This window comes from Sphaerisporangium sp. NBC_01403 (assembly GCF_045040145.1).
In the GTDB taxonomy this organism is placed as follows: domain Bacteria; phylum Actinomycetota; class Actinomycetes; order Streptosporangiales; family Streptosporangiaceae; genus Sphaerisporangium; species Sphaerisporangium viridialbum.
On record NZ_CP109534.1, the window covers coordinates 7,235,082 to 7,248,591 of the forward strand.

Below are 13,510 nucleotides of genomic sequence, written 5' to 3' on the forward strand. Positions count from 1 at the left end.
AACGGTCATCGAGCACCTGCGGCCCTGGCGGGTTCGAGGAACAGGGCCTCGACCAGGTCGGTGCACCATTTGAGCAGATCGAGGTCGCGCAGCGGCTGGCCGCCTATGGGCTTGGTCTTCGGAACCGGCACGAGCAGGGTCTCCGCGGCCACCTTGTAGATCGCCTTGGGGTAAAGCCGGTCCAGGCGCACCTGCTGCGACTCGCGCAGCGACACCCGGGCGAACCTGATGTGCTGGCCCTGGAAGGCGACGTCGCTCAGCCCGGCCTTGCGTGCGTGCACCCGGAAGCGGGCCACCTCCAGCAGGTTGTCCACCTCCTGCGGCGGACGCCCGTACCGGTCGACGAGCTCCTCGCGGACGGCCACGATGTCGGCGCCGGACCCCACGGCGGCGAGACGCTTGTACGCCTCAAGGCGCAGCCGTTCGGAGGTGACGTAGTCGTGGGGGATGTGCGCGTTGACCGGCAGCTCGACCTTGACGTCCGCGCGCTCCTCGACGACCTCCTCGCCGGCGAGCTTGGCCTTCTGCTCCTGCACGGCCTCGGCCATCATGCGGACGTACAGGTCGAAGCCCACGCCCGCGATGTGGCCGGACTGCTCGGCGCCGAGGATGTTGCCCGCGCCGCGGATCTCCAGGTCCTTCATGGCGACGTACATGCCGGCGCCCATCTCGGTGTGCTGGGCGATCGTCGCCAGGCGCTCGTGCGCGGTCTCGGTGAGCGGCGCCTCCGGCGGGTACAGGAAGTAGGCGTACCCGCGCTCGCGGCCCCGGCCGACCCGGCCGCGGAGCTGGTGGAGCTGCGACAGGCCGTAGTTGTCCGCGCGGTCGACGATCAGGGTGTTGGCGTTGGGGATGTCGAGGCCGGACTCCACGATGGTGGTGCTGACGAGCACGTCGAACTCGCGCTCCCAGAAGCCGACCATGATCTTTTCGAGCTGCTGCTCGTTCATCTGCCCGTGCGCGACCGCCACGCGGGCCTCGGGCACCAGCTCGCGGAGGCGGGCGGCCACCTTGTTGATCGAGGACACGCGGTTGTGCACGAAGAACACCTGGCCGTCGCGCATCAGCTCGCGCCGCACGGCCGCCGCGATCTGCTTCTCGTCGTACGGGCCGACGAAGGTGAGGATCGGGTGCCGCTCCTCCGGCGGGGTCAGGATGGTGGACATCTCACGGATGCCGGTGAGGCCCATCTCCAGCGTGCGCGGGATCGGCGTCGCCGACATGGCGAGCACGTCCACCTGCGTGCGCATGTGCTTCATGGCCTCCTTGTGCTCGACTCCGAAGCGCTGCTCCTCGTCGACGATGATGAGGCCGAGCTGCTTGAACCGGATGTCCGGGTTGAGCAGCCGGTGCGTGCCGATCACGATGTCGACGCCGCCCTCCCTGAGCGCTTCGAGCGTCCCCTTGACCTCTCCGTCGGTCTGGAAGCGCGACACGGGCTTGACCACGACGGGGAAGCTCGCGAACCGCTCGCCGAAGGTCGACAGGTGCTGCTGGACGAGGAGCGTGGTCGGCACCAGGACGGCGACCTGCTTGCCGTCCTGGACGGCCTTGAACGCCGCCCGCACGGCGATCTCGGTCTTGCCGTAGCCGACGTCGCCGCAGATCAGGCGGTCCATCGGCACCGCGCGCTCCATGTCGCGCTTGACCTCGTCGATCGCCTCTAGCTGGTCGCCGGTCTCGGCGTAGGGGAAGGCGTCCTCCATCTCGCGCTGCCACGGGGTGTCGGAGCCGAAGGCGTGCCCGGGCGAGGCCATGCGGGCGCTGTACAGGCGGATCAGCTCGCCGGCGATCTCCTTGACGGCCTTCTTGGCCCGCGACTTGGCCTTGGCCCAGTCGGCGCCGCCCATGCGGTTGAGCGTGGGCGACTCGCCGCCGACGTACCGGGTGACCTCGTCGAGCTGGTCGGTCGGCACGTACAGCCGGTCGCCCCTGGCGTACTCGATCACGAGGTACTCGCGCGTGGCGCCCTGGACGGCCCTCTGGACCATCTCGATGTAGCGCCCCACGCCGTGCTGGCCGTGCACGACGTAGTCGCCCACCTTGAGCTGGAGCGGGTCGACCATGTTCCTGCGCCGGGACGGCAGCCGCCGCATGTCCTTGGTGGAGGCCTTCTGCCCCACCAGGTCGAGATGGGTGAGCACGGCCACGGCGTCGCTGACGAAGCCGTGCTCGACGCGGCCGGTGGTGACGTTGACCACGTCCCTGCCGGGGGCGGTGTCGAGGGCGGGCACCAGCCTGGCGGCGACGTCCACACCCCTGAGCAGCTCGACCATGCGCTCGGCGGGGCCGTGGCCCTCGCTGAGCAGCACGACCGCGCGCCCGTCGCCGAGCCACCCCTTGATGTCCCCCAGGGCGCGCTGGGTGTCACCCCGGTACGACTCGGCCTCGCGGGCCGACAGCTCGATGATCTCGCTCTCGCCGTACACGTCGTCCTCGGCGAGGTCCGGCCCGCCGGAGCCGTCCACGCGGCCCGGCTGACCGGTGCGGTCGGTGGTCGCGAACGGCGCGACGGTCCACCAGGGCTGCCCCAGCTCGCGGGCGTGGTGGCGCACCTCGCCGAGGCTGCGGAACGCCGCGGCGCCGAGGTCGATCGGCGCCTCTCCCCCGGCCGCCGCGTTGATCCACGACGCTTCGAGGAACTCCTGGCTGGTGTGCACCAGCTCGACGGCACGACCGCGGATGCGCTCGGGGTCGCAGACGAACACCGCCGCGCGGGCGGGGAGGTGGTCGAGCAGGAGGTCCATGCCGTCGACGAGCACGGGCGCGAACGCCTCCATGCCCTCGACCGGGATGCCGTCGGCGAGCTGGTCGAGGATCTCCTTCAGCGCGGGATGCAGCTCGCCGAGATCGCTCGCCCGCTCTCTGACCTCCGCGGTGAGGAGCAGCTCGCGGCACGGCGCGGCGAACAGGCCGCCCTCGGCCACTTCGAGCGAACGCTGGTCGGCGACCTTGAACCAGCGGATCTCCTCGATCGTGTCGCCCCAGAACTCCAGGCGCAGGGGGTGCTCCTCGGTGGGGGGGAACACGTCGAGCAGGCCGCCTCGCACGGCGACCTCGCCGCGCTTCTCCACCATGTCGACCCGGTGGTAGCCGTTGCCGACCAGGCGCTCGACCACCTCTTCGAGGTCGGCGTCGTCGCCCGAGCGCAGCCGTACCGGCTCCAGGTCGCCGAGGCCGGTGACCAGCGGCTGCAGCAGGGCGCGGATCGGCGCCACGACGACGCTCAGCGGCCCGGCGGCGGCGTCGCCCTGGACGGGGTGGGCCAGCCTGCGCAGCACGGCCAGGCGCTGGCCGACCGTGTCGCTGCGCGGCGAAAGGCGCTCGTGCGGCAGCGTCTCCCAGGCCGGGAAGACCGCGACGGCGTGCTCCCCGACGAGGCCGGTGAGCGCCGCGGCGAGGTCCTCCGCCTCCCGCGCGGTCGCCGTGACGGCGAGCACGGGCCGGTGGCGCGCCAGGGCCGCCACCGCGAACGGCCGGAGCGCAGGCGGTGCGATGAGGTTGATGTCCTCACCTGTGCGTTCCAGGGCCCCGGCCAGCTGTGGTTCGGCGACGACAAGGTCGAGCAGTCCGGAAAGACTCATCTTAGAAATGCCCCCACATGGTCACGCCCGCCTTATCATTCGCCTCGCGGACCGCCTGCTCGGCTACGAACACCCCACGTGGCGACCCACCACCGCGCGCGCCCGAACAGCGACCACTCCGTACGGCCGCACGGCTCCGTGCGGTGTGTACGGCGACACGCGCGATCCCGGGTTCGTCGAATCACCGGGATTACCACAAGGCTACTTCCCCCTCGGCCCCGCCATGCCGGGAACCACCCCTCCGCCCGATCGAGGGGGACTTGTCGCGAAAGTACCAGCGGGCGGCCTCGCGCCCCCGCCCGGTCACGAAGGGCCTGTGGCCTGGTCATGGCGAGGCTCCTTTCTTGACCTCCTCCTCGGCGTGAACGCCAAGGATTCCCCCACGTCGCCGTGAGGTCCTTACTGCTTCCGCTACGCCGCTTGCGCACCGTAGGTTCCGGGCGGTGCCAGGGTCGGAGTTGCCTTCCCTGGTCTTACCTGCCCTCCACAGTCGTTTATGCCGTGTCCAGCCGGCCCGGCGGCCACGGTCGCAGCGGTGAGCCGCTGCCCCTCAAGCAGAATATTGATCGCCGCGGCGACATCCCGGTCATGATGCTCGCCACACGACGGGCAGTCCCACTCCCGCACATCGAGCGGGAGTTTCCCGTTCCGCCATCCGCAGCAGGGACACAGCTGGGACGAGGGATACCAGCGGTCGATCCTGGTCAGGGTGCGGCCGTACCGGGCGGCCTTGCCCGCCAGCAGGGCCAGGAACGCCGCCCAGCTCGCGTCATGGACCGACTTGGCCAACCGGCCCCGCGCCAGCCCCCGCACCGCCAGATCCTCGACATGCACCGCTTGGCTCTCACGGATGATCGAGGTGCTGGTCTGGTGCAGGAAATCACGGCGCGCGTCGGCGACCTTGACGTGCTGGCGGGCGACCCGCACCCGCGCCTTGTCCCGATTGGCCGAGCCCTTCTTCTTACGCGACAGGCCCCGCTGCAGCCGGGCGAGCTTCTTCTCCCTGCGCCGCAACCATCTCGGGTTCGCGATCTTCTCCCCGCCGGACAGGATCGCGTAATGGGTCAGCCCCAGATCGATCCCCGTCTCCGCATCGACCTCAGGCAGCACCTGAGCGGCATCGTCGACCTCCACCACGAACGAGGCGAAATACCGCCCCGCGGCGTCCCTGACGACCGTGACCGACGACGGGGCCGCGGGCAGCGCGCGCGACCAGCGGACCTCCACCTGCCCGACCTTCGCCAGGCACAGCCGGCCCTCGGCAGTGAGGGAGAAGGCGTTGGTGTTGAACCGGGCTGCCTGCCGGTGGTCGTGGCGGGACTTGAAAACCGGCAAGCCCATCTTCGGGCCCTTACGCCTACCCGACACCGAGTCGAAGAAGTTCTTGTAGGCGGTGTTCAGATCGCGGACCGACTGCTGCAGCACGACCGAGGACACCTCGCGCAGCCACGCCCGCTCGGGGGTCTTCTTCGCTGCGGTGAGCACCAGACGCTGGATCTCGGCGTCCCCGATGTAGGGCAGCCCGGCCTTGCGGGCGGCCCTGCGCGCCGCCAAAGCGTCGTTCCACACCACCCGGGCACACCCGAACGTCCTGGCCAGCAGTTGCCGCTGAGACTCATCAGGGTAAAGCCGGTAGTTGTAGCGCAGCCTCACCCCGAACACCTCCCGTCACGAACGCAAGCTGGAACCTCACCGGTTACTCGAACACATTATCCAGAGCACCCGGTCCGTGACGACAGAACGACAGAACCTGAACATCGCGTGGAGGACACCCGGTTTCCGCCATGCAAGTCTCATCCCCCGATCTTGGCGAGGAGAACGAAGACTCCCTGATCAAGGTGTCATCAGTGGCCAGCACGCTGACGAGCGCCTCGATCCGGGACATGATCGAGGCGCTGATCGCCGGGGAGCGTAACCCGCGGGTGCCGGCCGAGCCGGCCCGGGGCAAGATGCGGGTCAAGATTCCCGCGCTGGTCGAGGCGTTGACCGGCCAGTTCGACGACCACCACGCCGAACTCGCCGCCATGCTGCTGGCGCAGATCGACGGCTTGGACGCCTCGATCGCCAAGCTCACCACCGGGATCGAAACGCTACTGGGCCAGCTGCCCGACGCCCGAGCAGCCGACGATCGCGATCAGCAGGACAGCGACGGCGACCGTGACAGCGATACCCGGCCGGGCATCTCGAGGTTGGCGCGATCATCCGCCAAGCCATGGGCGCGGTGGAACGGCTGGATGAGATCCCCGGCATCAGCCCGCAGATCGCCCAGGTCATCCTGGCCGAGGTCGGGCTGGACATGGCTTGCTTCGCCACCGCCGGACACCTGGCCTCCTGGGCCAAGCTGTGTCCCCGCACCATCCAGTCCGGACCCAAAGAGCCGGGGCGGCAAGACCGGCAAGGGCAACCCCTACCTGAAGGGCGTGCTGGGAACCGCCGCGGCCGTGGCGGCCGAACCGACAGCTTCCTTGGCGAACGCTATCGGCGGATCGTCAAACGCCGGGGCAAGCTCAAGGCCCTGGTCGCCGTCGCCCGCTCGATCCTGGTCATCGTCTGGCACCTGCTCGCCGATCCCACCGCCCGCTACCGCGATCTGGGCTCCGACTACCACGCCAACAAGATCGACCGAGCAAGAAGACCCGCACCCACGTCCGGCAACTCCAAGCACTCGGGTTCACCGTCACTCTGACCCAGACTGCCTGACCCATACCGTTCTCGACCAGCCCCGATCGGCAATTATCGGTCGGGGTGCGCTGCCGCCTGCCCAGCTGAGGTCGTCATTTTCCGGTCAGCACATCGAACACCAGCGCCGCCCCACCTGACCTCTCGGGCACCTCTCGGGCTCGCGCTACGGGCTCCGGGGCCCTCCCGCCTCACAGCGGGCCATCCCCTAAAGGGGACCGCATTCATCCCCGCCCTAAAGCTTTAGGGCGGGGCCTTTTGCGGCTCCCCGGTAAATCCACTACGGAAGGAGTTTTCATGACTACCCTGAGTCACATGTCTGAGGTTCGATGGTGGCCGGCAACCCAAGGCGACGTGTTCAGTCTCCGTATGCGTGAGCTGTGGACCGAGCAGCTCGGCCGGCGGCTCGACATCCTGATCGCCGGATGCGGGCGCGGCGACACCGTCGACGTCGACCGCGTCGAGACCCGCGTCACGGGCATCGACGAGGACCTCCCCGTGCTGCGCGCCTCGACCGGACGCCGCGACGACCTGGACGCGAGGTTCCTCGGCGATCTGCGCGCCGCGCCGTTGCTGCCCCGCACCTTCGACGTCGTGCACGTCGCCTTCCTGCTGGAGCGCGTGCACCACGCCGAGCTCGTGCTCGACCGCATGGTCAACGCCCTGCGCCCCGGCGGCCTGCTGCTGATCCGCATGCGCGACCGGTCCTCCGCGTACGGCTTCTGCGACCGCTTCATGCCGGGCTGGCTGCGCCGGCTCCTGTGGTCGCGCTTCGCCCCCAAGGGCATGGTCGGCCCGCTCCCGGCGATCTACGAGCAGGTGGCCTCCCGCGAGGGCATCCACTCGTACTGCCTGATGCGCGGGCTGATGATCGCCGAGGACTACTCCGGGTCGTCCGGTCCCGCGCTGCGCGGCCCGCACGCCAAGCTCGTACGCGTCGTCTGCCAGGTGGTCGGGAGGCTGGCGGGCGACCGCCTCCCTTCCACCAGGGACGAGGTCACGCTGGTGATCCGCAAACCCCAGAACCACTTCGCCCGCCTGATCTGACGCACCGGCCACCAGCTTCCACCACGCCACCGCCTCACACCCCGCCACCAGCGCGCTAACGCCACGGCGCCGATACGGCGGGACGTGGTACGGCGGTACCGGCGCCGGACTACGGCGGGTGACCCGCCGGTCGTTCAGCGGCGAGTGAAGAGGGGCTCCCAGCTTCTGGGGCGTTGGGTGTTCTCGCGGTTGCCCGAGAGCTGGACCTTCGTCTTCCCGTCGATGCTGACCAGCACCAGTCCGTTGTGGAACTCGTTCTCGCAGGCTCCCGCGCAGCCGAGGGCGATCAGGTGCCCGTCGTCGGCCCAGGCGAGAAGCTGGAGCATCTTCTGCCTGCCGACGACCTTGCCGGTGGCGACATCCTTGACCGTCGTCTCCGGGCCCGGCGGCGTGCCTTCATCGGCGTACAGCGCCCCGTTGGGGGAGACGCCCGCCCGCTGGTAGGTCTTGACCAGATCCTTCGGCGCGTCGTCCTGCCGCCGCCCGTCCAGGTCGTAGTACAGCCTGTTGTCGTACCCCTTCACCTCGTCGGGTTCCGAGATCAGCGTGCCGTCGTCGGACCACCGGAAGGCGGAGATCGCCGACCTCCGGCTGCCGCTCTGCGCGGGCACGGGGTGGAACGACGCCCGGCCCGACGCCACGTCGACCACCTGGAAGCCGGTGCGCCCGGGGTCCGAGCTTCTCCAGCTGTTCCCGTCGGCGGAGACGTGGGTGCGGATCGTGGGGTCCTTGTCGTACGCCGTGGCGAGCAGCTTGGTGCCATCGGGCGACCAGGAGACGTCGGCCACGGGGTGATCGAAGTCGACCCACTTGACGACCTCCAGGGTGGTCATGTCGAGCACGCCGACCCGGCGGGCGGGCAGGTCGCGCTCCAGCACGGCCGCGAGCTTCATGCCCGGAGCCACGTCGAGCTTGGCCCAGTCGGTCTGTTCGTACGTCCCGGTCCCGGCGTTGTAGAGGAACCACGTCTCGTGACGGCGGTCACTCCTGTCGCCGATCTTCTCCCGCGCCCACACGTAGTACGCCGAGACGGCGACCCTCCCCGCGGCGATCAGCTTCTTCGGCAGAGGGTTCTCGGTATCGGTCAGCACCGAGTCCGGCGCCCGCACGTCCTCGGGGGTGGGCGCGGCAGAGTCCTCGCCCGGCGACGGAGCCACCGGCGAGGGATCCACCGCGACCGCCACACCGCCCCCCGGGGCCTCCGAGGGGATCAGCCTGGGGGCGAGCACGCCCGCGACCACGACGGCGGCGGTCGCCCCCGCGGCGAACGACACAGTGATCATCGGACGCCGGGGCCGCCCCCGCAGGGCCCGGTCGGCGAGATCATGGGGGACCCGGGCGTCCTCGGCCCAGTCCCGGAGCGTCTCCGGCAGCAGGGTTTCCAGCTTCACGAGGTGGCCTCCTCAAAAGGGTGGTCGGGCAGGCGGAGGTCGGCGAGTTCGGGCGCGACGGCGCGCAGCCGGGCGAGCGAACGGTGGGCCGTGCTGCGGACCGTTCCGACCGAGCAGCCCATGATGTGCGCCACCTCGGCCTCGGGGAGGTCCTCGAAGTAACGGAGCACCAGCACGGCACGCTGCCGCGCGGTGAGCCGGGCCAGCGCGTGGCGCAGGACGAGCTTCAGGTCGGCCGTGTGCGTGTCGTCGCGTCCCGCGACGTCAGGGGTTTGGGCCACCACGGTCTCCCGCCGCCGGGAGGCCAGACGCCACCAGCTCACCTGCTGGCGGTACATCGCGCGCCGCACGTACGCCTCGGGCTCGCCGATACGGGACCAGCGGGTGGCGGTCCTGGCCAGGACCGTCTGAAGCAGGTCTTCGGCCGCATGCTGGTCCCCGCCCGTGAGCAGGAACCCCAGCCTCATGAGCGCCGGCGAGCTCGCCGACACGAACTCGCGGAAACGTCGCTCCTCGGCAACGTCCACGATCACCTCCAGAGGGTCGATGTCAGCCTCTAGGACGCGGTCGGCTCCGCTTCGCTATGCCTCTCGATCGCACGGGCTTCCCGAGCGGCTTCCCAGGCGGCTTCCAGCGGCTTCCCCGCGCGGCGACGGGGCGCGGGGTGGAAAGGTAGGGTGCCGCGCGGGACGAGGCAGGCCAGGCCTCCCCCGCCAACCGTAAATATCCTGGCCCAGTGGGAAATGTGGAGCAGATGACGGCGAACCCCGAGTGGACCCCCGACTGGGTGCCCGACGCCCGCGAGCTCGCCGATCTGGAGCTGCTGCTCTCCGGCGCCTTCGACCCCCTCACGGGCTTCCTCGGGTCGGCCGACGTCGCCTCGGTCGTCGAGAACGGCCGCCTGGCCGACGGCACGCCCTGGCCGGACCCGGTCACGCTGATGCTGCCGCACGACCACCCCGTGTCCGCCGGGCAGGAGCTCACGCTGCGCGACCCGGAGGGCGCCGCGATCGCCTCGATGACCGTGACCGAGCGCACGGCCGACGGCCTGGTGGCCGGCCCGGTGAAGTCGCTGGGCGCCTCCGAGCACGGCCCCTTCGCGCGCCTCCGGCGTCCCCCAGCGCAGGTGCGCGCCGAGCTGGGCGACCGTGCCGTCCTCGTGGTCACCATGCGGGGCCCGCTGGACGACCTGGACGAGATCACCGCCACGGCCCGCGAGCTGGACGCGACGATCCTGCTGCTCCCCCTGGCCTTCGGCGAGGGCGGCCCCGCGGTCGTGCGCGCGGCGCTCAAGGCCCGCGACCGGCTCCCGTCCGGCACCCAGGTCGCCGTGGTCCCCCTCGCCCCCCGCGAGCCCGAGATCGACCTGGAGCTCCGCGAGCACATCGCCACCGCCTACGGCGCCGACGAGCACCTGGCGGGGCCTGAGCCCATCACGCTGCCCGGGCCGCCGCATCGGCGCGGCCTGGTGGTGTTCTTCACCGGCCTGTCCGGGTCGGGCAAGTCGACGATCGCCCGCGGCCTGCACGACGCGCTGCTCGAACGCGGCAGCCGCACCGTCACCTACCTGGACGGCGACGTGGTGCGGCGGCAGCTCTCGGCGGGGCTGACGTTCTCCAAGCACGACCGCGACCTGAACATCCGCAGGATCGGCTTCGTCGCCGCCGAGGTCGCCCGGCACGGCGGCCTGGCCATCTGCGCGCCCATCGCCCCGTACGCCGCGACGCGCGACGAGGTGCGCCACATGGTCGAGGCGGTGGGGGCCGACTTCGTGCTGGTCCACGTGGCCACGCCGCTGGGGGAGTGCGAGCGCCGCGACCGCAAGGGGCTGTACGCCAAGGCGCGGGCGGGGCTCATCCCGGAGTTCACCGGCATCTCCGACCCGTACGAGGAGCCCGACGACGCCGACCTGACCCTCGACACGACCGGCATGGCGGTCGAGAGGGCCGTCGACTCCGTGCTGGGTGTGCTCAGCTCGGGCGGCTGGATCCGCTGACCGTACGCCTGCCGGCGCGTACGCCTGCCGGCGGTCAGTGGTCGGGGACGGGCGTCGAGCTGAAGTACGGCGCGCGCGCCAGCTCGGTGAAGGCGCGCGCGGCGGGCACGGTTGAGTCGAAGCGCGTGTCGCCCCGCGGCGCGCGCGGCGAGTCGAAGTAGACCAGGGCCTTGATCTGCGGGTACCCCCGGATCTGGCGGCGCACCGAGTTGAAGAAGGTGACCTTGAAGCCCGGATCGTCGTGCCGTTCGAAGGCCCCCCACTCGGCCACCATGATCGGCTTGCCGGGGAACCGCATCTGCGTCCAGCGGTAGAAGCCCGGCCAGCTCGCGTGGTCACCACGGGTCTTGTCGACCAGGTTGGCGAAGTCGTTCACCCGGCGGTCGGCGTACGGGTCGAGGCCGATCCAGTCGACGACGTCGTCACCGGGATAGAGCTGCTCGAACCACGGCTTGGTCGCCCAGTTGGGTGCCCCCATGTAGGTCATGACCATCACGGCGTTCCTGACGCCGCGCTCGCGCAGGCGCAGCACCACGTGGCGGTACATCGCGGCGTAGTCCTCCGCGGTCATCCCCGACCCCGGGCTGGCGCGCACGTCGTTCTCGGGCTCGTGGTGGATGGTGAGGAAGAACCGTACGCGCAGCCTGTGCTTGATCCGCTCGGCGACGCGGTCGATGCGGGCGTCGATCGCGCCGCCGGCGATCTCGGCCCAGGTGTCGTGGACGGACGGCTTCCAGTTGATCAGCAGCAGCCGCTTCTTGGCGAGCTGCCGCTCCTCCGGCGTGGGGAACGGGTCGCCGCCCCGGTGGTACACGTGCACGATGTCGGCCCTGCGGCCCATGCGCTCCTCGGCGGCGGCGATGGCCAGTGAGGGCGGCCGGCCGCCGAAGACGTCGGGGGCCACTCCCCACCACGCGCCGCAGCTCGGGATGAGCTTGGCCGTCGCGACACAGCCCGGGGCACCGCTCGGAACCGTCATGCCGGCCGCGGGCGCGCGGTCTCCGGTCGCGACCTCCTCATGGGGCCGCACCGACGACACGGCGTAAACGATCAGCCCGCAGCCGGCGGCGATCCCCATCCCGAAAACCCACATTCCCGTCAGTCTGCGCAAGGCGGTCAAACCCCCTTCTAATCCATTTCCCCGAAGGCCGGTATTCACCTTCCCACTAATCGCCGCCGGGCCGCCGGAAACTCGGTACCCCGCCGCCGAGCTGCGGCTTCCTAATTATGGAAATATCCATTTATGCGCGGCGGCTGGACGGATCCGCCACCCCCAAAAACTCCTGTATGCGGTCGAGGAATCTTGGGTTGTGCCTATAGTTCACTGGATCTGTTCCAGGGGTCGGCGCCCATGGCGACGACTCCAAGCAGCAATAGGGACAGATATGCATAACAACCCCGCGTCGAGAGGCCAGCCGTTTTCATGAACCACCCGGCGTCCTCAGTCCCCGGCCCGGCCACCGGGCGCGAGTTCGCCGAGTTCGGCTCGATGCTGCTGCGGCGCCGGGTCGCGCTCGCCGGGTTCCTGCTCGCCGGGCTCTGCTGCGGCGGCATCGTGCTCGCGATGACCCCGCCGTCCTACACGGCGACCGCCGAGGTGCTGGTGTCCTCCACCGGCGTCCAGGACCAGACCAACCAGACGAGCCAGCGCCAGCGCGAGCCGCTCAACCTCGACACGGAGGCCCAGGTCGCCCGTTCGGCCGTCGTCGCCTCCCGGGCCGCGCGCGCTCTGAAGGTCAAGGACCCCGACCCGCTCAGGGACCAGGTCACCGTCACCGTGCCGCCCAACTCCGCCGTGCTCGCCGTGTCCTACACCGCCCGTGACCCGGTCACCGCCGCCGCGGGAGCCGAGGCGTTCGCCAAGGCGTACCTCGCCAACCGCGAGGCCACGGCCAAGCACGCGCTCAACGCACAGCTCAAGGTGCTCGCGGGGAAGCTCCGCGAGGTCGACGCCGCCCTCGGCACGACCGTCACGGGCCTGCCCCGCACGGTGCCGGGCTCGGCGGCGCGCACCATCGCCGCCCAGCGGCAGAACGTCCTGAGCAAGCAGGTCTACAACCTCACCGTGAAGTACGACGCCCTCAGGACCGTCGCGATCACCCCCGGCAGCGTCATCAGCGACGCCCGCCCGCCCACCTCGCCCGCCCAGCCGAGCCCGTCGCTCTACCTCGGCAGCGGGCTGTTCCTCGGCCTGCTCGCCGGGACCGGAGCCGCCATGGTCCGCGACCGCTTCGACACCCGGCTCAGAACCGCGGCCGACGTCGAGCGGCTCAGCGGGCTCCCCGTGCTGTGCGAGGGCGAGAACGCCCGCGAGCTGCGCGAGCTCGCCATCGCCGTCGCACGGCACCTGCGCGACGGCGGCGAGCTGCTCGTACGGAGCGTGTCGCCGGGCACCGACCCCGAACCCATCGCCGACGACCTGCGCGTGGCGCTGACCGGCCTCGCGCCGATCTGGGTGCGCACCGACCAGGCGGCACGGGCCGACGCCGCCCTGCTGGTGGTCGAGAGCCGCGCGGCCCGCTCCAAGCAGCTCGCCCAGGCCGTGCGGCAGCTCCGGCGCACCGACACCGCGGCGCTGGGCGTGATCCTGCTCCCCTCGCCCGCCGCACTCCCGCGCGGCGAGTCCCGCCCCGCTCACCCCCGCCGCCACCCGAACGACCCTCCGGCCCGGGCCTCGTGAGGCCCCCAGCCGCCACCCCGCCACCACGCGGCGCGGGCATCGTGCGACTGCCACCCCTCCCCACCCCACCGCCACCCGAACGCCCCGGCGGTCCGGGCGTCCTGAGGATGCCCCCCGTACGACCCCACGGCGC

10 protein-coding genes are annotated in these 13,510 nt (G+C 70.9%); 4 read left to right on the top strand and 6 right to left on the bottom strand.

Annotated features, from left to right (window positions below):
- Window positions 1-5 precede the first annotated feature (5 nt).
- The 3 genes from mfd to OG589_RS32330 form a co-directional block, all read right to left on the bottom strand.
- On the bottom strand, window positions 6-3,584 hold the full coding sequence (mfd, locus tag OG589_RS32320; RefSeq protein WP_405141815.1) for a transcription-repair coupling factor: 3,579 nt from the start codon (window positions 3,582-3,584) through the stop codon (window positions 6-8).
- Window positions 3,585-3,995: 411 nt separating this feature from the next.
- Window positions 3,996-5,237 carry an RNA-guided endonuclease InsQ/TnpB family protein gene (locus OG589_RS32325; protein WP_405141817.1) on the bottom strand — a complete coding sequence of 414 codons (1,242 nt, stop codon included), beginning with the start codon at window positions 5,235-5,237 and terminating at the stop codon, window positions 3,996-3,998.
- Window positions 5,238-5,280: 43 nt separating this feature from the next.
- Window positions 5,281-5,658 carry a hypothetical protein gene (locus OG589_RS32330; RefSeq protein ID WP_405141818.1) on the bottom strand — a complete coding sequence of 126 codons (378 nt, stop codon included), beginning with the start codon at window positions 5,656-5,658 and terminating at the stop codon, window positions 5,281-5,283.
- A 138-nt stretch (window positions 5,659-5,796) separates the two neighbouring features.
- Here OG589_RS32330 and OG589_RS32335 point away from each other — a divergent pair, with 138 nt between their 5' ends.
- Together OG589_RS32335 and OG589_RS32340 are read left to right on the top strand one after the other, a co-directional pair.
- The gene (locus OG589_RS32335) at window positions 5,797-6,270 is read left to right on the top strand and encodes a transposase (RefSeq protein ID WP_405141820.1); all 474 of its coding nucleotides are present in this window, start codon (window positions 5,797-5,799) and stop codon (window positions 6,268-6,270) included.
- A gap of 362 nt (window positions 6,271-6,632) precedes the next feature.
- Window positions 6,633-7,310: a class I SAM-dependent methyltransferase gene (locus OG589_RS32340; RefSeq protein WP_405141822.1), complete on the top strand. Its 678-nt coding sequence runs from the start codon at window positions 6,633-6,635 to the stop codon at window positions 7,308-7,310.
- Window positions 7,311-7,444: 134 nt separating this feature from the next.
- Here OG589_RS32340 and OG589_RS32345 read toward each other — a convergent pair whose 3' ends face one another.
- Together OG589_RS32345 and OG589_RS32350 are read right to left on the bottom strand one after the other, a co-directional pair.
- Entirely contained in the window at window positions 7,445-8,701 is a 1,257-nt protein-coding gene (locus OG589_RS32345; protein WP_405141824.1) for a hypothetical protein, read from the bottom strand.
- Window positions 8,698-9,234: a SigE family RNA polymerase sigma factor gene (locus OG589_RS32350; RefSeq protein ID WP_405141826.1), complete on the bottom strand. Its 537-nt coding sequence runs from the start codon at window positions 9,232-9,234 to the stop codon at window positions 8,698-8,700. The genes OG589_RS32345 and OG589_RS32350 overlap by 4 nt, the downstream gene beginning before the upstream one ends.
- A 221-nt stretch (window positions 9,235-9,455) precedes the next feature.
- On the opposite strand from OG589_RS32350, the gene cysC reads away from it, so the two are divergent.
- The gene (gene cysC, locus OG589_RS32355) at window positions 9,456-10,697 is read left to right on the top strand and encodes an adenylyl-sulfate kinase (RefSeq protein WP_405152175.1); all 1,242 of its coding nucleotides are present in this window, start codon (window positions 9,456-9,458) and stop codon (window positions 10,695-10,697) included.
- A 34-nt stretch (window positions 10,698-10,731) separates the two neighbouring features.
- On the opposite strand, the gene OG589_RS32360 is transcribed toward cysC, so the two are convergent.
- Window positions 10,732-11,790 carry a glycoside hydrolase family 26 protein gene (locus OG589_RS32360; protein ID WP_405141828.1) on the bottom strand — a complete coding sequence of 353 codons (1,059 nt, stop codon included), beginning with the start codon at window positions 11,788-11,790 and terminating at the stop codon, window positions 10,732-10,734.
- A gap of 330 nt (window positions 11,791-12,120) precedes the next feature.
- Here OG589_RS32360 and OG589_RS32365 point away from each other — a divergent pair, with 330 nt between their 5' ends.
- On the top strand, window positions 12,121-13,377 hold the full coding sequence (locus tag OG589_RS32365) for a Wzz/FepE/Etk N-terminal domain-containing protein (protein ID WP_405141830.1): 1,257 nt from the start codon (window positions 12,121-12,123) through the stop codon (window positions 13,375-13,377).
- Window positions 13,378-13,510 lie beyond the last annotated feature (133 nt).

What these genes read in the sequence shown, in the direction of transcription:
- cysC (WP_405152175.1), top strand. Translation starts at nt 9,456, where the DNA reads ATGACGGCGAACCCCGAGTGGACCCCCGACTGGGTGCCCGACGCCCGC.
- OG589_RS32340 (WP_405141822.1), top strand. Translation starts at nt 6,633, where the DNA reads ATGCGTGAGCTGTGGACCGAGCAGCTCGGCCGGCGGCTCGACATCCTG.
- OG589_RS32360 (WP_405141828.1), bottom strand. Translation starts at nt 11,790, where the DNA reads ATGTGGGTTTTCGGGATGGGGATCGCCGCCGGCTGCGGGCTGATCGTT.
- OG589_RS32335 (WP_405141820.1), top strand. Translation starts at nt 5,797, where the DNA reads ATGGGCGCGGTGGAACGGCTGGATGAGATCCCCGGCATCAGCCCGCAG.
- mfd (WP_405141815.1), bottom strand. Translation starts at nt 3,584, where the DNA reads ATGAGTCTTTCCGGACTGCTCGACCTTGTCGTCGCCGAACCACAGCTG.
- OG589_RS32365 (WP_405141830.1), top strand. Translation starts at nt 12,121, where the DNA reads ATGAACCACCCGGCGTCCTCAGTCCCCGGCCCGGCCACCGGGCGCGAG.